Origin of the sequence: Faecalibacterium sp. Marseille-Q3530 (assembly GCF_017377625.1) — a bacterium.
GTDB classification, from domain to species: Bacteria; Bacillota; Clostridia; order Oscillospirales; family Ruminococcaceae; genus Faecalibacterium; species Faecalibacterium prausnitzii_E.
The window spans coordinates 23,629-42,628 of sequence record NZ_JAFREH010000005.1; the positions used below are offsets into that span (position 1 = coordinate 23,629).

The 19,000-nt window shown below is 55.8% G+C and carries 12 protein-coding genes and 1 CRISPR repeat array (1 of these 13 cut by a window edge); of the genes, 5 read left to right on the top strand and 7 right to left on the bottom strand.

Annotated features, from left to right (window positions below; all coding sequences use genetic code 11):
- Positions 1-70 precede the first annotated feature (70 nt).
- The 5 genes from J3350_RS06010 to J3350_RS06030 are packed head-to-tail and all read right to left on the bottom strand — an operon-like array spanning position 71 to position 5,207.
- The gene (locus tag J3350_RS06010) at positions 71-1,900 is read right to left on the bottom strand and encodes an amylosucrase (protein ID WP_207686031.1); all 1,830 of its coding nucleotides are present in this window, start codon (positions 1,898-1,900) and stop codon (positions 71-73) included.
- A 3-nt stretch (positions 1,901-1,903) separates the two neighbouring features.
- Positions 1,904-2,836, bottom strand: a complete 933-nt coding sequence (locus J3350_RS06015; RefSeq protein WP_207686032.1) for a carbohydrate kinase — start codon at positions 2,834-2,836, stop codon at positions 1,904-1,906.
- Between the two features lie 43 nt (positions 2,837-2,879).
- Positions 2,880-3,497, bottom strand: coding sequence for a hypothetical protein (locus J3350_RS06020; RefSeq protein WP_207686033.1), 618 nt, complete (start codon positions 3,495-3,497; stop codon positions 2,880-2,882).
- The gene (locus J3350_RS06025; protein ID WP_207686034.1) at positions 3,484-4,134 is read right to left on the bottom strand and encodes a YesL family protein; all 651 of its coding nucleotides are present in this window, start codon (positions 4,132-4,134) and stop codon (positions 3,484-3,486) included. Before J3350_RS06025 ends, J3350_RS06020 begins: the two co-directional genes overlap by 14 nt.
- 17 nt (positions 4,135-4,151) lie before the next feature.
- Positions 4,152-5,207, bottom strand: a complete 1,056-nt coding sequence (locus tag J3350_RS06030; protein WP_207686035.1) for a LacI family DNA-binding transcriptional regulator — start codon at positions 5,205-5,207, stop codon at positions 4,152-4,154.
- A gap of 342 nt (positions 5,208-5,549) precedes the next feature.
- On the opposite strand from J3350_RS06030, the gene J3350_RS06035 reads away from it, so the two are divergent.
- The 4 genes from J3350_RS06035 (at position 5,550) to J3350_RS06050 (ending at position 10,666) form a co-directional block, all read left to right on the top strand.
- Positions 5,550-6,497 carry a sugar ABC transporter permease gene (locus J3350_RS06035; protein ID WP_207686036.1) on the top strand — a complete coding sequence of 316 codons (948 nt, stop codon included), beginning with the start codon at positions 5,550-5,552 and terminating at the stop codon, positions 6,495-6,497.
- Positions 6,481-7,416, top strand: coding sequence for a carbohydrate ABC transporter permease (locus tag J3350_RS06040; protein ID WP_097793575.1), 936 nt, complete (start codon positions 6,481-6,483; stop codon positions 7,414-7,416). Before J3350_RS06035 ends, J3350_RS06040 begins: the two co-directional genes overlap by 17 nt.
- A gap of 76 nt (positions 7,417-7,492) precedes the next feature.
- On the top strand, positions 7,493-9,166 hold the full coding sequence (locus J3350_RS06045; RefSeq protein ID WP_207686037.1) for an extracellular solute-binding protein: 1,674 nt from the start codon (positions 7,493-7,495) through the stop codon (positions 9,164-9,166).
- Between the two features lie 24 nt (positions 9,167-9,190).
- A complete protein-coding gene (locus tag J3350_RS06050) occupies positions 9,191-10,666 on the top strand; it encodes a glycoside hydrolase family 32 protein (RefSeq protein ID WP_207686038.1) in 1,476 nt (491 codons plus the stop codon).
- Positions 10,667-10,763: 97 nt separating this feature from the next.
- On the opposite strand, the gene J3350_RS06055 is transcribed toward J3350_RS06050, so the two are convergent.
- Together J3350_RS06055 and J3350_RS06060 are read right to left on the bottom strand one after the other, a co-directional pair.
- Positions 10,764-12,818: an alkyl/aryl-sulfatase gene (locus J3350_RS06055; protein ID WP_242700163.1), complete on the bottom strand. Its 2,055-nt coding sequence runs from the start codon at positions 12,816-12,818 to the stop codon at positions 10,764-10,766.
- A gap of 23 nt (positions 12,819-12,841) precedes the next feature.
- Complete coding sequence (locus J3350_RS06060; protein ID WP_242700164.1) at positions 12,842-14,221, bottom strand: DUF1254 domain-containing protein; 1,380 nt, start codon at positions 14,219-14,221, stop codon at positions 12,842-12,844.
- Between the two features lie 264 nt (positions 14,222-14,485).
- Here J3350_RS06060 and J3350_RS06065 point away from each other — a divergent pair, with 264 nt between their 5' ends.
- Complete coding sequence (locus J3350_RS06065; protein ID WP_207686039.1) at positions 14,486-15,184, top strand: LytTR family transcriptional regulator DNA-binding domain-containing protein; 699 nt, start codon at positions 14,486-14,488, stop codon at positions 15,182-15,184.
- Positions 15,185-15,322: 138 nt separating this feature from the next.
- Positions 15,323-19,000: a CRISPR direct-repeat array (repeat unit 20 nt; unit sequence ATTTCTATCCACGCCCTCCG); it runs 1,617 nt beyond the window's last position.

Below are 19,000 nucleotides of genomic sequence, written 5' to 3' on the forward strand. Positions count from 1 at the left end.
TTTCGGCAGGGTGCAAGAAAAAACAAGGAAAACTTTGGGAAAAAGAGAGAACCAGGTAGGCTCGTTTTACTTATTTGTTTTTTACCAACAGTGCCTGATACGGCTCCAGCTCCACATCCGCCAGCCAGACGGAAGTGCCTTCCGGGGTGTGATACTCGCCGCCCAGAGCGTCCAGACTGGCTCCTGCCGGATACTCGGTAAAGTTGAACAGTCCCACCAGCGTTTCCTCACCGCGCTTGCGCACCAGTGCCAGCACGCCGGGGTTGTGGCTGTCCCATGTGGTCACCCACGCATCCGGGGCAAAGCAAGGGTCTGCACGCATTTGGCGCAGCTGCTCCATGCCCTGCCACAGCTGGTTTTGCAGCGTGCCCTTTCGGGTGCGCTGCTTGGCATCTTCCCAGTTGAATTTGCTGCGGTGCAGGTTGCGGCTGTCCTCCACACGGTCGGGGTCGTTTTTGTAATCCCAGCCATTGAGCTGCGCAATTTCATCGCCGCAGTTCAGCATGGGGAAGCCCTGCAAAAACGCCATGGCAGTGTGCAACAGCAGGTCGCGCTTCACGGCGTAGTCCAGTGCGGTTTTGTCGTTCTTTTCCAGTGCCTGCTCCACGCCGCACAGGCTGGCAGTGGTGCCGCAGCTTCGGGCATCGCCGGTGGCAGGGTCGTAATTGTACAGCTCGCCCTTTGCCCAGCTTCCGGGGAAATTGCCCTCATAGAAGTGGTAGAGATATTCTTTGTGTTTCTGCGGGTCAATGCCGAGCCGGTTTTCCACCGCCTCGTCCAGACCCCAGCCGATGTCATCGTGGCAGCGCAGATAGTTCACGAACCAGCAGTTGTCCGGCAGGGCGTGGAGGGCATCCAGTTGAGCCTTCAGCAGCCGGGTATCCCGGCTGGCAAGGGCACCCCACAGGTTGACCATGGTGGACACGTTGTAGAGCATGTGGCATTCCGGCTTTTCCGGGGTACCGAAATAAGCCGCCAGCTCCTTGGGAGCCATGACCACCTCGCCCTTGAGGATGACCGCCGGGCAGACGCATTCCAGCACCATGCGGAGCATCCGCACGATGGTGTGCACCTGCGGCAGATTGCGGCAGGTGGTGCCCAGCTGCTTCCAGATGTAGGGCACGGCATCAATGCGGAACACCTCTACGCCGAGGTTTGCAAGGTGCAGGATGCTCTTGGTCATGTCCACGAACACCGCCGGGTTTGCATAATTCAGATCCCACTGATAATCGTGGAAGGTGGTCAGCACCCACTTGTGCATTTCCTCACACCATGTAAAGTTGCCGGGGGCAGTGTTGGGGAACACCTGGGGCACAGTCTGCTCGTACTGGTCGGGGATGGTACGGTCCTCGTAGAGGTGGTAATAGGCCTGAAACCACGGGTCGCCAGCCTTTGCCGCCATGGCCCAGCGGTGGGTGCTGGCGGTGTGGTTCATGACAAAATCCAGACACAGGCTGATGCCTGCCTTGCGCAGTTCACGGGTCAGGTTTTCCAGATCCTTGTTGGTGCCAAGGGCCGGGTCTACGGTATCGAAATCCTCCACCGCATAGCCGCCATCGTTGTGGGGATGGGGCATTTGCAAAAGGGGCATCAGGTGCAGATAGGTCAGTTTTTGCTCCTTGAGGTAGGGCAGTTTCTTTGCCAGTTCTTTCAGATTTCCGGCAAAGAGATCGGTGTACATGGTCATGCCGAACATATTGCCCCGCTTGTACCACTCCGGGTCGGCAGAGCGTGCCTTGTCCAGTGCTTTCAGCTCGGCGCTGCGGGCGTTGTAGGCTTCTGCCATCTCCTGTTCCAGAACTTCCAGCCCTTCCCGGTTGTGGTACAGTTCCATGAACAGCCATTCCAGTTCATCTTTATGTTTGGCGAACCGGGACGCAAATTCCTGCTTTGTTGCCATGGTTCAGCCCTCCACTTCCGCAAGGGTGGGCATGGCGGGGATAGCACCATGCCGACTGGTGGTGATGCTGGCGGCCTTGTTGGCAAAAGCCAGAATGCTTTCCAGCTTGTCCACGGTCAGGGTGTCCAGCTCCTCCTTGCAGAGCTTGGACAGGGCAGCCCCAAAGAAGGTATCGCCTGCGCCGTTGGTGTCGCCTACCTTGCAGGGGACGCCAGCCACATGGCCGGTCTTGTCCCCAAAGCGGTAGAATACGCCGTTTGCACCCAAGGTGACAAAAATCAGCCGGATGCCGTTCTGCGCCAGTTGTGCCGTGCCGCTTTCGCAGTCGGTGGTGCCGGTGAGCAGGGGCAGCTCCTCATCGGAAACTTTCAGAATATCCACCAGCGGCAGGGGTGCTTTCATCTGAGCAATGGCGTCCTCTTTGCTCTTCCAGAGGTTGGCACGGTAGTTGGGGTCGTAGGTGATGGTAGCACCCAGCTTTTTGGCACGGGCAGCAGCGTCCAGCGTAGCAGTGCGGGAAGGGTCAGCGGTGAGGCTGACAGAACCGAAGTGGACGATTTTGGCAGCTTTCAGAGCCTCGTCCGAAATATCCTCTTTGCACAGCATCACGTCAGCGTTGGCACTGCGGTAGAAGCTGAAATCCCGCTCGCCGGTGGCATCCACCGAAACCACCGCCATGGTGGTGGGGTGGTCTGCATCCACCGCCATGCCGGAAACGTCTACCTTGTTTTCTGCCAGAACCTCTTTCAGGTAGCGGCCAAAGGCATCCGCACCCACATTGCCGATAAAGGCGGTCTGTGCGCCCAGCCGGGAAGCAGCCACCGCCAGATTTGCCGGGGCCCCGCCGGGGTTTGCGGCAAACTGAGGAATGCCGCGCGCATCCTTGCCGGTCTGGGTCAGGTCGATCAAAACTTCGCCAATCGTTAAAATGTCCATGATACTTCTCCTTATTTTTATCCTATAAGTTAAAACCCAACGATCACCGCTGGAACAGATAATGAATGTAAGCGGCTGCACGCTCCGGGTGCGGTGCATTCTGCACTACCCCAAGATAGACCCTGCCAGAAAAACCTGCCTGTCTGACAAACGGCGTGTCCGAAATATCCAGCACGGTCCCACCGGCGTTCAGACCCGACAGGGCATGGAAAGACGCATCCAGTGTCCGCAGATCGAGAAAATACTCATCTGCCAACAGTCGATCCCGTGCATATTCGTCCATCAGAACAACATCTAACCGCTGGGCACTGACTGCACCCAGCAGCTTCATCTCTGAAGCATATACATACTGCTCCTCTGCGTGTTCGCTTTCGCTGAGCAGCAAGCCGGACAGCAGATCGACCTGTTGCTTTTTGGTCAGACCCTGCGCCTCGGCAAAGCCGGTGGTAAGCTGTTCCGTCAGATCAGACCCGGCAGTGATATTTACCAGACCAAGGTAAAGCACATCCTCTTTTTTCGTCACATGACGGTAGGCTGCATAGCCAAGGATATAGACGACGATGAGCGCGATCGCAATGGGCAGCTTGTAATATGCCCAGATGTGCTCCCACTTTTTACGCCCATGGAGAGAGCGGAGCGTATCCCGGTCAGTTTTTGTCATGGTCGTATTCCTCGTATACTGCATCCGGGTCTCCACCGATCAGATAGAGGATCCGAAGCATCAGAAAGGAGCAGAGCATGGCGCAGAAGCCCATGCCCAGCAGGAATGCAGGCGTGAACACAAACACTATGACGTACCCCATGATGCCATAGATCGCCGCCATCAGCAGGGTGCAAAACAGATACCGGACACCCACGAGAAACGCTGTTTTCAGGATGCCGAAGGTGGTGTTTTCAAACCGTGCCAGCAGAGGAAACGCATACAGCAGAACGATGCCGTACAGAACTGCCGCACCAATAAGCGTTGCAGTGAGCAGTGTCCAGAAAATGTTTTCGCTCCACATTCGGCGCAGCACAAAGCCATCCACAGCCAGGAAACTGCCGACTGCCAGCAGGATAAGCCAGAGTTTTGTGGCAGGCTTAAAATTTTCCCGGAACGCCTTAAAAAACATCCGGGTCAGACCATCGTCCCGATCTTCCGCCATTTTGAGCGTGACGTAGAACAATGCGGTCGTAGAAGCCCCTATGGTAACGATGGGCAGGCTGCACACGAGCCATAAGATGTTCAGGTAAGCACTATAAGTCAATTTCGTCAGCACAGCAAACAGCGGCTTGTCCGTATTGCACAGGTCACGCATGGGGGTTCTCCTTTCGCTCAATCTCCTGTGGATTCGCGCAGGATCAGGTTGGTTTCCGTATAGACGGTGCGATAGTTCAGCGATGGCTCTTCGATGCGGGTCATAAGCAGATTGGCAGCGGTGTAGCCCATGATCTGTTCATGGATATGGATCGAAGTCAGACGGGGGGCAAAGTAGGAAGCCTCCTGACTGTCATCGAAGCCGCAGACCCAGATATCATCGGGAACCGAATACCCCAGCTCATTCAATGCCTTGACCAGATCCATGGCAACAAAGTCATTGGCGCAGACAAAGGCCTCCGGCATCGTTTTGAACCGACGGATGGTTTCGTACAGGGTTACCGGATAGTTCTGCTGTCCAGATGGCATCGCACAGGTGCTCAGGCCTTCTGTCAGACCAAGGTACTCCATTGCATCCTTATAAGCCATATAGCGCTCAAAGAAGGACTGACAGTGGTTTTTATCCCCCGCAAAGCTGATGCGTTTTTTGCCGCGCTGGACCATGTGGGCCACCGCATTCTGGATCTCAATGCGGTTTTCCATATAAAGGCGGTCGGCTTTAAGAGGAGGACGCATCTCCATCACAGGGGTGTCTACAAACAGCAGCGGAACATCCAGATCGCACAGCATCTGTGCGTAGTCATAGTCGAACACTTCAAAGCAGATGATGCCGGCTGTGCGCTGGATGTTGAGAGAAGATGGAAGTTTTTTCTCTTTCAGCTCGATGGGCGAAATGCGATGAATGGTCATGCCGCTGTGCAGATGGTCGATTTCCGACTGGAAACGATCCAGCATCATGGAGGAAAAGTGAGAGCTGCTCAGAAACTGGGTCGTCAGCATGGCGATCTCCCGTTTGTCACTCGGCAGAATGGAAGGCCCTGCTGCTTTTGCAGCGTCTTCCTGAAACAGCGGCAGATAGGCAAACTGCTTATAGCCCATTTCGGCGGCTTTGCGCAGAATCTTCTCCCGTGTGGCATCTGCCAGCACACCGGTGTTGTTGATGGCCTTTGAAACTGTGTTGCGGGAAAGCTGCAGTTCGTTTGCAATATCTTGAATGGTGACCTTGGTTGCCATAAGTCATCCTCTTTCTTTATAATATAGAGGCGGATGCTCTTTCTTTTATCGATAAAGTCTGGTGACGGATCTTATTCTTTATGACTCCAGTATAGTGCAAATGCACAAATTAGTCAAATGCAAAAATGCAAATCATCATTTTGCATATTTGCGCACGTTCGGATTTGTGCATCTGTACGAATCCACAGTAATTGTTGATATATACCATAAATTATCGTTGACATTCGCTTGCTTGAGTGGTATAAATGAATTAAGAAAGTTTACATTTGCACAACCGAAATGAAAAACGTAAAATTCAAAGGTGCAAATGTAAAACACAAATCAAAAGGAGGAGAATGATTCATGAAAGCAAAGACGGCCTCGCCGGAAACGGCTGTGCTGACAGCAGAACGCAAGCTGCACAACACATGGGTCTACATCAAACGGCATTGGCAGCTTTACCTGCTGTTCCTGCTGCCTGCCGTGGCGCTGACGCTGGTGTTCAAGTACGCTCCCATGGGCGGTGTACTGATCGCATTCCAGAAGTACAATCCCTTCAGGGGCATCTGGGGCAGCGAGTGGGTAGGCTTCAAAAACTTTACCCGCTTCATGTCCTCGCCGGACTTCCAGCGTTATCTGATCAACACCTTGAAGCTGAGCGTCTACGGTCTGCTGTGGGGCTTCCCGATCCCCATCCTGCTGGCATTCCTGCTCAACCGTATCGAGAGCAAGAAGATCAAGCAGAAGGTGCAGCTGGTGCTGTATATGCCCAACTTCATCTCGGTCATCGTGCTGTGCGGCATCGTCCGAGTGTTGCTGAGTGTCACCGGCCCGGTGAACGGCCTGCTTCACACCAGCATCAACTTCATGACGCTGCCGGAAGCATTCCGCCCCATCTACATCATCAGCGGCATCTGGCAGGGTGCCGGCTGGGCATCCATCATGTACACCGCATCCCTTTCTAACGCCAGCAAAGATCTGAAGGAAGCTGCGATGATCGACGGCGCAAACCTGATCCAGCAGATCATGACGGTGGAGTGGCCCGCCATTAAGGATATGGTCGTGATTCAGTTCATCCTGCAGGCAGGCAACATCATGAGCATCGGTTTTGAAAAAGCCTATGCCCTGCAAACGGACCTGAACCTGAACACTGCCGAGATCATTGCAACGTATGTTTATAAAAAGGGCCTGTTGGACGGCGATTACAGCTTTTCCACGGCAGTCGGTCTGTTCAACACCGTTGTCAACGTCATCCTGCTGATCGCAGTGAACAAGATCGTTGCCAAAATGAACGATGGCAAGGGCTTGTAAGGAGGGGTTTACCATGGCAAAACAGAAAAAATCAAAAATGGCCCTCTACACCAGACAAGATAAGATCATCCTGTACTGCGGCTACGCACTTCTGGGCTTGTTCCTGCTGGCGATCATCGTTCCGATGATCTACATCGTCATCGCGTCCTTTATGGACCCGGTCACTCTGCAAAACAAGGGCATCTCCTTTGATTTCAGCAAGTGGAGTCTGGATGCTTACCAGCGTGTCGTTTCGGACAAGCAGATCTGGGTCGGCTTCAGGAACGCAATCCTTTACTCGATCATCTTCACCATCATCTCGGTAGCTGTGACGATGCTTGCCGCTTATCCCATGTCGCTGCCGGACTTCAAAGGCAAAACGATCTTCAACACCTTGTTTGTGATCACGATGTTTTTCAGCGGCGGTCTGATCCCCACCTACCTGCTCATCAACAATCTGGGTCTGCTGGATTCCATGTGGGCGGTCATTCTGCCGGGAGCATTCAGCGTGTGGAACATGATCATTGCCCGTACCTATTATCAGGGCATCCCGCGTGAGCTGCGTGAAGCTTCGGATGTGGATGGAGCCAGCGAGATGCTTTACTTCTTCAAGATCCTGCTGCCCGTCTGTATGCCGGTGGTGGCAGTTCTGGCTCTGTGGCAGTTCGTGGCAATGTGGAACAGCTACTTTGACGCCATGATCTACCTGAACAGCGCATCGAAGCAGCCGCTGCAGCTGGTGCTGCGTTCCATCCTGATCCAGAGCCAGCCGGAATCCGGCATGATCGCAGATATCCAAAGTACTGCCGAACGTGCGAAGATGGCAGAGCTGCTCAAATATGCAACCATTATTATTTCCAGTCTGCCGCTGCTGGTGATGTATCCCTTCTTCCAGAAGTATTTTGATGCCGGCATCATGGCTGGTTCCATTAAAGGCTGAGGATATTTCAGAATTTTATGAGCCGGTACGCTCATCTGTCACACGAAAAAAGAAACATGAAAAAGGAGAAAATACCATGAAAAAGCTGATCTCTCGCCGCAACTTCCTCAAGGTCTGCGCTCTGGCGGGTTCTGCCGCTGCTCTGTCTGCCTGCGGCGGCGGCAAATCCACCGGCAGCAGCAATTCTGCTGCCGCAGCTGTGGACACGACCGGTGCCGTTGAATTTCCGCTGTCCGAAAAGGTCACCTTTACCGGTATGACCAGCTTCCCTGTGGGCAGCGAATCCGAGCCGAACAACCGCACCATCTTCAAGCGTCTGGAAGAGCAGACCAATGTGCACATCGACTGGACCGCCATCCAGTCCGACCAGTGGAGCGATAAGATCACCCTGAATATGTCCAACCCCAACACCCTGACGGATTTTGTTTTTACTGCTGATTTTACCGACAGCAATCTGCTGCGCTACGCAGATCAGGGTGTCATCCTCAATCTGGAAGACTACATTGACAACAATATGCCGAATCTCCAGAAGGTCTTTGAGCTGTACCCGGAGTACCGCACCATGTGCACCGACATCGAGGGCCACATCTGGGCACTGCCCTGGATCGAGCAGCTCGGCGCAGAAAAGACCGCCATCCAGACCATTGGCAACATGAGCTTCATCAATACCAAGTGGCTGAACTTCCTCGGTCTGTCGATGCCTACCACAGTGGACGAGTTTGAACAGGTGCTGATGGCATTCCGTGATAACGCCGCTTCTCTCAAGGCAGAGTATGGCATTGACGGCGACATCATCCCCATGTCCTGCATCGTCAACAACGGCGATCAGGACCCCAGCATCCTCATCAATGGCTTTGGCGAAGGCTACGGCGATGCAGACAAAGACCGCCATATTGCCGTTACCAACGACCGGAAAGTCATCTGTGCCGCCACCCAGCAGGGCTACCGCGATGGTCTGGACTGGCTGCACAAGCTGTATGCCGAGAAGCTCATTGACCCGGAGTGCTTCACGCAGGAGTGGTCCACCTATGTTTCCAAGGGCAAGGCTGGCCGCTATGGTGTCTGCTTCAGCTGGGATGTTGCCAACATTGACAACCTGACCGACTGGGAGCCGCTGCCTGCCCTGACCGCCGATACCCGCAATATCACTCCGCAGAACGGTTCTTTCACCAGCGGCTTTGGCCGCGGCAAGTGCGTTGTCACCGCAAAGGCAGCGAATCCTGCACTGGTTTGTGCATGGCTGGATCAGATGTACGCGCCCCTCCAGTCTCCGCAGAACAACTGGGGTACTTACGGCGACGAGGAAGGCTTTAACATTTTTGAACTGTCCACCAACGATAAGGGCGAGCCCATGCTGAAGCACGCTCCTCTGGGCGATGCTTCTCCCGTGGAAGTCCGTGAGGCGCAGTGTGTCGGCGGGCCTCTGGCGGTTCTGGATGATTACTATGGTGTATACGTTACCTGCCCGGACGATGCACAGTACCGTCTGGACTGGATCAAGGATATCTACACCCCGGATATGAACAACGATTATGTCTATCCCAATGTCTTTATGAGCAATGAGGACACCGAGCAGGTCTCGAACCTGCAGGCAGATCTGCAGACCTACATGAATACGCAGAAGGCTGACTGGATCATGAACGGCACTACGGATGCAGAGTGGAACGAATATCTGAGCAAGCTGGAAGACTACGGCCTGTCCGACTATCTGGGCATTATGCAGAAATATCTGGATGCTTACTACGCATAAGAATTCTTTCCTTTGGAGGATTCCATGAACGATTTAACTTTACAAAAAGCCCGTGCCTACGAGGCCGAGCACGGCGCTGCCATTTCCCCGGCGGAACGCCCTGCCTACCACATGACCCCCTATGTGGGCTGGCTGAACGACCCCAACGGCTTCTCTTATTATAAAGGGAAGTATCACCAGTTCTATCAGTATAACCCCTACGATGTGCGGTGGGCGCCCATGCACTGGGGTCACGCGGTCAGCACCGACCTGCTGCACTGGGAGTATCTGCCCTGCGCACTTGCCCCGGATTCCCCGGCGGATAACGGCCCCGGCTGCTTCTCCGGCTCTGCCACCGAGATGGATGACGGCAAGCAGCTGTTGATGTACACCAGCGTGGTGTCAGAAAAGCAGCCCAATGGGGAGATGCGGGACATCCAGACCCAGAGCATTGCCATCGGTGACGGCCTCAACTACGAAAAGCCTGCCTGCAACCCGGTGCTGACCCAGAAAGACCTGCCGGAAGGCTTCAGTAAGTTCGACTTCCGGGACCCCAAGATCTGGCGTGAGGCCGACGGCACCTACTCCGTCGTCACCGTCTGCCTTGCCGAGGATGGCAGCGGCGCAGCGGCACTGTTCCAGAGCAAGGACGGCTTCGACTGGCACTTTGTAACGGTGCTGGAACGCTGCAACAATCAGTACGGCAAAATGTGGGAGTGCCCGGACTTCTTCCCGCTGGACGGCAAGCAGGTCCTGATGCTGGGGCCCATGGAGATGCTGCCCAAGGGCGAGTTCCACAACGGTCACAACGTGATTGCCTTCATCGGCAGCTATGACGAAGCCACCCACACCTTCACCAAGGAAAACGTGCAGCTGATGGACGGCGGCATCGACTTCTACGCTACCCAGACCACCCTTGCCCCGGATGGCCGCCGCATCATGACCGCATGGCTGCAGACCTGGTCGGACACCGAGGATAAGCCCAAGGGCTGCAAGTGGTTCGGGCAGACCATCTGCCCGCGCGAACTGCACATCAAGGACGGGCGCATTGTTCAGACCCCGGTGCGTGAACTGGATGCAGTTCACGGCAAGCGCACCTTCCACGAAAATGTGACGGTGCAAAGCGAAACTTCTCTGGAAGGCATCCAGGGTCGTGTGGCCGACCTGACCGTTACGGTGCAGCCCGGCGAATACCGTTCCTTCACCCTGAAGCTGGCCGCCGATGCAGACCATCACACCAGCCTGACCTACGACCCCTACACCTCCGAGCTGACGCTGGACCGCAGCTATGCCGGTTCCCGTGCCGACATCGTACACCGCCGCAGCTGCAAGGTCCGCAGCCAGAACGGAGCCCTGAAACTCCGCATCCTGCTGGATAAAAACAGCATCGAAGTTTTCGCCAACGATGGCGAGCAGACCATGACCGCATGGATCTACACCCCCCAGTCTGCCGATGGCATCACCTTTGCTGCCGATGGCAAAGCAACTGTTACGGTGGAACAGTTTGAACTGAATCTGTAACCTGATATTCCCTTCATTTCTCCTTCATAAAAGCACAGCCCCGCTTTGGATCCTTCTTCACCAAAGCGGGGCTGTGTTTGTTATTTGCAGTCAGTTTTTACGGTTCGATTACATTGAAAGTCTTCTCGAACTTGGAGGCGTACGCCAGCAGGCGCTTCAGAACGGTGGCATCGCCGCTGATCTGTACCTGACCGGCCTGCTGACCTGTCATCAAGGCAAAGAGCTGCAGACGCTTGCAGGTGACGGAAGCCTGCGCATCCGGGCGGTTCTCGCCCGGATAGGTCAGCAGCACGCCGTTCTTGCGGGTGACATAGAACTGCTCGTTCTCATCCGTTACGGTTAAATTCAAGGTCAGGTCATCGTTCTGCGCAGCGTTGGCATCGGTCAGGATGGCGATATAGTCCAACAGCATGGAGACCGTCATTGCGCGCATACTGTTGGTGAGACCATTCGCCATGCGGGCACGCCCGGACAGATTGCCGTTCCGCAGTTCCGCTGCGCCCATCAGATACGCATTGCGCCACGCACCGGACTCTGCCTGATAACCCAACTGCTCCAGCGCATCGGCGCACAGGTTGCGCGCCTTCTGGTTGGATGGATCTGCAAAGACCAGCTCCTTTGTGATCTGCGCCACCCACTGATACTCGCCCTTGTTGTAGTCCTTTTTTGCCCGAAGCAGAACGGCTTCCGTACTGCCGAGATACTCCACCATCTTTTTTGCTGTTTCGCTGGGCGGGAGCGGGTCCAGATTGACCGGGTTCGCATCGTACCAGCCCAGATATTTCTGGTAGATGGCTTTGGCGTTATGCGGCAGCGTGCCGTAATACTGGCGGGTATACCAGACTTTTTCGAGCGCATCCGGCAACGAGATCATGGCGGCGATCTCGTTGGAGGTGTACCCCATGTTCATATAGTGCAGGGTCTGGTCGTGGATGAACTTGTAGATCGCAGCCGTGTTCAACAGATACTCGTGGATCTCCTCGCCCCAGTGCGGCCAGTTGTGGCTCTGGAACACCACATCGGTCTTGTCACAGAAGCGCTGGTCAGCCTCGATGATGTACTTCGCCCAATCGTTGGCATCCCGCACCTGTGCGCCACGCAGGGTGTAGAGGTTGTGCAGGGTGCCGGTGCAGTTTTCGGCCATCCAGAGGGCACGGTACTTCGGGAAATAGGCGTTCATTTCGGCAGGGGCTTCGGTGCCGGGGGTCAGCTGGAATTCGATCTCCAGCCCGTCGATGGTCAGCTTTGGAACATCTTCCCCGATCTCGTAGGTAGGAGCGATGAGGGTCACCGTACCGGTAGACTGTCCCATGCCGATGCCGATGGAGAGTGCTCCTTTCTCTCCTTTTTCCAGCACTGTACCATACTGATACTGCGCACGCCGGGCCATTGCGATGCCGGCATAGACGTTTTCGCTGATGGCGTGTTTCAAAAATCCTTCCGGTGCAAGGATGACCGTTTTGCCCGAGGCAAGCTGTTTGTCAATGGAAAGGCTGGGGTCCGCTACATCGTTCCGGTCGATCGCACCCTCTGCGCCGCCAAAGTGATCCACATGGCTATGACTGTACAGCACAGCTTTGACATCCAGCGGTCCGAACCGGTTTTCCATCAACGCTTTTGCTGCCTGCATATTTTCTTTGCACATCAGGACATCAAAAATGATCCAGCCGTGGTTGGTGCGGATGAAGGTCGCATTGGCCATATCAAAGCCGCGCACCTGATAGATGCCGTCACATACTTCAAACAGACCGGCTTTGGCGTTGAGTTGGGTATTCCGCCACAGGCTGGGGTTGACCGTATCCGGCGCATCGCAATCCAGATCGCCATAGCTTTGCAGATCCCACGCCGTTGTTCCGTCATCGTTGTAAATGACCCTGCCTTCCTGATCGTCCAGCAGGCCGCGCATTGCATTGTCAAATTCCTGCCGGTCGGAAAAATCCAGTTTGCTGTACCACTCCGCATTTTTTTCTGCGGTACAGCTCGTCGCATCCTGCGTCGTCCCCGGCTTTGAAGGGTCGCTGAAGAAATCAGCGATAAAGTTCAGGCTATTATTTTCGGCTTCGCTTCCGGCTGCATGTGCAGACAAGGATACTCCGCACGCCAGCATTGTAGCAGCCGAAGCTGAAATAAAATTCCGACGGGTCATTTTCATAGCAGGTTCCTCCTTATTACGGATCAGTTTGTGCGGACGACCGGCGGCTGCCAGTCTGTCAGTGCGGCGGCATCCGGTTTATAGATACGAAGGAAGAGGTGGAAATCTCCCTCTCCTACCGGCAGCCAGTTGGTCGTGTCCGCCGGTGCCTCTTTGGAAAGGGTGATATCGATCGAGCCGTCCGGATTACGGTGCAGACCGGAGCGGTCGTTGACGCAGTAGCGGTCAATGGGGTTTTCAATGAGGAAATCGTTCTCCCCGTAGGCGGTCACCGACCAGAAGCCCTTTTCCAGTGTGGGAGGATCTGCCTCGATATGCAGCGTATAGGTCTTTTTGCCGGTCAGGACTGTGCCGGTGCTGTCCACATCTGTTTTAGGGTAGATGGCAATGTCGGTCGTGTTGGCACCAAGTCCCATCAGAGCCACCATTGCACGGTAGGTGTATGCGGTGCCAAAATCTCCGATCGGGTCACCGTAATAAATCCACTGACCCATTTGCTGCGCGTAGTTCTCTGCTTCAGTTTTCAGCTTGTCCTTCAGCTGAAGCAGCATAAGCTTCCACCGCAGTGTTCCGGCGAAACCAAGAGCCTTTTTCTCAAAGGTCTCGTTGGGGCCGACATGGAGCGCAGCGAGCTTCTGAAGCATCGGTGCATCCGCTTCTGAAGGTGGATTTGCTTCCATCAGGTGGTTGGCAGTGGTAAAGAAATCCTCTGCACACATTGCGAGGACATGCTGCACCGGCACAAAATTATAGGCTGGGTCGTATTTTCCGGCAGGGGCAGTCCAACTGTCAATCTGGTATGCCGACAGCGGCATCAACTGCATCCTATCCTGAATGGCCCGGACGTTGGGCAGATCTTCCTGCCCGGAGAGCACGATGCGGGCAATGGTCCAGACCATATTGGTCGGCACATTGATCCGCTGCACCCCTTCCGGCAGTTTGCCCTGCCAGTCCGAGCGGGTGATCGCGTAAAGGCCCGGTGCTTCCAGCACTGTAACGGTATTTGTCCACGCATCCAGCACCTGTACATTGAAAAATCGGTCCGTCTGCGGTACACCGTAAAGCATCGGTTCTGCGCTGACATCGAGAAATGCCTGCGTATAGATGGTATCCACATTCGGCGTGACGACTGCGCGAGATGCGGCGTCTGCCAGCTTTTTCGCATGGATGAACTGGTTGATCGGCGCACGGGTATCGTTCGGTGTTTCTGTGTTGGTTGAAACCTTTCGGGTCGCATCCATCAGAACCAGTGGAAAGGCGTACAGATACGCCTGTTCCAGAAGTTCCTGCGCCGCCATCGTCTGCTGTGCTGCGGCGGCTTTCTCTACGGGCAAAAGTGTAGCTGCGCAGACCACCGCAGCCGCAGTGGAAATGTTCAGAAATTCCCGGCGTGTCAGTTTCATGACGTGAAACCTCCTGTTATGCTTTTTGCTTTATGCGTATGCGCTTTATGGTGAAAACCATTCGGTGTTCTGTGTTCATCATACGAAAAGAATGCTGAAAAGTCAATAGCTTCTATGCGAGACACGCAAAAACGTGAGTTTTAACAAAAAATGCCTCGGATTATTGTTGAAAGCTCCATTGAGCTGCGTTTTTTACGAATCCTCCTTGTCGGCCGCACGGCAGTATGTTATACTAAAGTCATCAACTGACAAAGGAGCACTGCAATGAGCGACCTGAATAGATGGATGCAAAAACACGATCTCTGCCCGGAAAACATTTTATATCTTTACCGCAGCGACCGGAAAACGGTCCTTCACCGCATGGACGGCGTGGAAGCTGCGCTGTATGCGCCGATGCACGGCGTCCTGTCTGTTCTGCCGGAAGATCAGTTCCTGAACATCAGCAAGGGAATCGCAGTGAACCGCAGCCAGATCGTAAACATCGGCAACGATGGTGTTTATACCATGTCGGACGGCCGCACGTTTCAGGGACGTAAGCGCGGCCTGAGCAGCCACCGCCGCCTGCGCATGGAGATCGGGCTGTCCGACACGAAGCCTCGCCCCATGAGCATGAGCCTGCTGGAAAAATGCAGCCTGCTGGACGATATGCCGCTGGCGTTCTGTGTCATCGAACTGGTCTTCAATGAGGACGGACGCGGCGTGGATTTCATCTTCCGCTATTGCAATGCGGAAATGGCCAATATCGAAGGTGTGCCGGTGGAGGAAATGCTGAATCGCTCGTTTTACAAGGTGTTCCCCAATGGGGACAAAAAGTGGCTGGTGTCCTATGCAGATGTGGCGCTGAACGGTACGAAGCATACCCTCCACGATTACAGCCCGGAGGTGGACAAATACCTGACCATCCACTGCTATCAGCCCGAACCGGGGTATTGTGCCTGTGTACTGCAGGCAAACGAGCCTTGAAGCAAAAGGCGGTGTGGCCCATACAACGGGTCATGCCGCCTTTTGCTTTTGTTTTGTACCGCGCACGATGAGGCCAATGGGGGAAAGGTTGGCGATGCCGGGATGCAGGGCAGAATACGCTGTTAGCTGGGGCAAGGAATTTCTATCCACGCCCTCCGCGAGGAGGGCGACCAAGCGGCTGGAAGGCTTGACCTCCATCCAGAAAATTTCTATCCACGCCCTCCGCGAGGAGGGCGACCTCCAGTACCCAAAGCTGGACGACCCGGAGCTGATATTTCTATCCACGCCCTCCGTGAGGAGGGCGACACTGCGCACCGCCCGCCGTCCAGTTGTCCTTGTCATTTCTATCCATGCCCTCCGCGAGGAGGGCGACCCGCGCTTGCAACGCTGCTGCTTCAGGATGGAGCCATTTCTATCCACGCCCTCCGCGAGGAGGGCGACGATCCCACAACAAAGGAACTGGGCCTCCCTCAGCTATTTCTATCCACGCCCTCCGCGAGGAGGGCGACGTTGCCTTTGAATCCATGAGGCCGTTCCTTGATGAATTTCTATCCACGCCCTCCGCGAGGAGGGCGACGGGACGGCAGGAGAGACGCCGCCCACGATTACGCGATTTCTATCCACGCCCTCCGCGAGGAGGGCGACCCGCTGGATCTGGCGCTTCATTTCGGCCTCGTCTATTTCTATCCACGCCCTCCGCGAGGAGGGCGACACCCGACGCGCCATAGGACGCGGCAGGCCGTCTGATTTCTATCCACGCCCTCCGCGAGGAGGGCGACCATCAACGATGGGCCCCAAGAGCAACGCGGGGGAGATTTCTATCCACGCCCTCCGCGAGGAGGGCGACTGCCATCGCCAAGTCCTACGTCAAAGGCACAATGATTTCTATCCACGCCCTCCGCGAGGAGGGCGACGGACTGCGGCTGGGCTGGCCCGGCCTTCGTCAAGAATTTCTATCCACGCCCTCCGCGAGGAGGGCGACGGACTGCGGCTGGGCTGGCCCGGCCTTCGTCAAGAATTTCTATCCACGCCCTCCGCGAGGAGGGCGACGCCCGGTACAATACGTCCGATGCGTCGTCCATGCATTTCTATCCACGCCCTCCGCGAGGAGGGCGACCCATCGTGTCTGCCGTGTCCGAAAACCGCTTGAAATTTCTATCCACGCCCTCCGCGAGGAGGGCGACCCTGACCCATCCCCACCACTGGCGGCAGGTGGCAATTTCTATCCACGCCCTCCGCGAGGAGGGCGACTAGGTCTGAATGAACGTGTTGTCGTCCCAGCTCATATTTCTATCCACGCCCTCCGCGAGGAGGGCGACCGTTTTAAGGGTTCGGATTCCCAATATGATTACCATTTCTATCCACGCCCTCCGCGAGGAGGGCGACCGCAGGAGGTTGAGGCCTGATGGACTACAAGGACATTTCTATCCACGCCCTCCGCGAGGAGGGCGACTGCAGGAATGCCAGTCTTTCCCTTTGTCGTTTCGTATTTCTATCCACGCCCTCCGCGAGGAGGGCGACATTTCCATCGGCTGTCTCTCCATCGCAATGAGGTATTTCTATCCACGCCCTCCGCGAGGAGGGCGACTGCCCAGGCGGGTGCATTCCGAATAGTTCCGCTCATTTCTATCCACGCCCTCCGCGAGGAGGGCGACCTTCTTCAAGCCTGGGAAACGCAATAAGGTTAGAAATTTCTATCCACGCCCTCCGCGAGGAGGGCGACCTTTGCGTTCACCATTTTCATAATTTCGTCCTCCTATTTCTATCCACGCCCTCCGTGAGGAGGGCGACGTGCGAGGTTTGCTGCGGCCGTCGTTGCACAGGAGTATTTCTATCCACGCCCTCCGCGAGGAGGGCGACTTGGAGTGGGCCATGGCGTAGGCCATCACATCGACATTTCTATCCACGCCCTCCGTGAGGAGGGCGACGCGGGGGTGTTCAGCCAGATCGTAGACCTCGGCGTATTTCTATCCACGCCCTCCGTGAGGAGGGCGACCCGCCCAGCGTTCCGCACTTCAGAATCGAATGGTACATTTCTATCCACGCCCTCCGTGAGGAGGGCGACCCCTGGCGCTTGATCTCGGTGCGCAGATCGTCGAAATTTCTATCCACGCCCTCCGTGAGGAGGGCGACGGCGTACAGCTTCATCTGCGGATTTTCAACAGGAATTTCTATCCACGCCCTCCGCGAGGAGGGCGACCTGCAAGGCTCTGGCTTATGCAGCCAAGCTGGACAAATTTCTATCCACGCCCTCCGCGAGGAGGGCGACAACCGCATTATGAGTATGCTGGAATCCCCCCGATTATTTCTATCCACGCCCTCCGCGAGGAGGGCGACGTCAGCTTATCAGGCTTCAGCGGGCAGCTCAACAATTTCTATCCACGCCCTCCGCGAGGAGGGCGACTGTCGGACATTGATACCGATTATCAGATTCTCAAATTTCTATCCACGCCCTCCGCGAGGAGGGCGACGCGGTCCAAAAGCAAAAAATCGTCGTCCTCCAAATTTCTATCCACGCCCTCCGCGAGGAGGGCGACACGATCAGAACACAGAACTGGGACGTGGACAACATCATTTCTATCCACGCCCTCCGTGAGGAGGGCGACACCCCCTGCCCACTGGGCAGGGGGTCTATTGCTATTTCTATCTACGCCCTCCGTGAGGAGGGCGACGAGAACAGCCGATTTTGCAAGGCGTGGCCTACAAATTTCTATCTACGCCCTCCGTGAGGAGGGCGACCGTTTCATCCCCATTTGCACCTTCTTTTGTGCGTATTTCTATCCACGCCCTCCGCAAGGAGGGCGACTTGCTGGTAACTTGCCAGCAGGTCCGAAATATCATATTTCTACCCACGCCCTCCGCGAGGAGGGCGACGCTTGACCCGAACAAGGCAACGCACACCACGGAATTTCTACCCACGCCCTCCGCGAGGAGGGCGACGCAACGCCACGGACGTCACGATCCAGATGCCGAACATTTCTACCCACGCCCTCCGCGAGGAGGGCGACCTCCACGTCATCTGGCTGTGCCTCCGGGAGTTCAAATTTCTACCCACGCCCTCCGCGAGGAGGGCGACCTCCACGTCATCTGGCTGTGCCTCCGGGAGTTCAAATTTCTACCCACGCCCTCCGCGAGGAGGGCGACGCTGCGACGGTGTCTATTACCATGCCGAAGGCACATTTCTACCCACGCCCTCCGCGAGGAGGGCGACGCACAATCCCGTGCGGGATGCAAAAATTCCAAAGCATTTCTACCCACGCCCTCCGCGAGGAGGGCGACCGTATAACTGGAGTGTCGGTGTGTCCGACTATCTGATTTCTACCCACGCCCTCCGCGAGGAGGGCGACCTTCGGCTCCAAGACGTACCAGAGCTTTATGCTATTTCTACCCACGCCCTCCGCGAGGAGGGCGACGTCATGTCTATGCCGTCTTGTGTGGAGATCGGAAATTTCTACCCACGCCCTCCGCGAGGAGGGCGACAGATGGACAAGGAAAGAGGGTTCGAATGACAAAAATTTCTACCCACGCCCTCCGCGAGGAGGGCGACACTACGCAAATCCGGGCAATACGTCCATCTTCCGTATTTCTACCCACGCCCTCCGCGAGGAGGGCGACGATTCGTAATTATCTAACGTCTGAAACGTGCATTATTTCTACCCACGCCCTCCGCGAGGAGGGCGACAGACGTTCCAGACCCGGAGCATCATCCTCTCGGCCATTTCTACCCACGCCCTCCGCGAGGAGGGCGACTCAAAGCGGCGTACCCTGACGCATTCGTTCGGAATTTCTACCCACGCCCTCCGCGAGGAGGGCGAC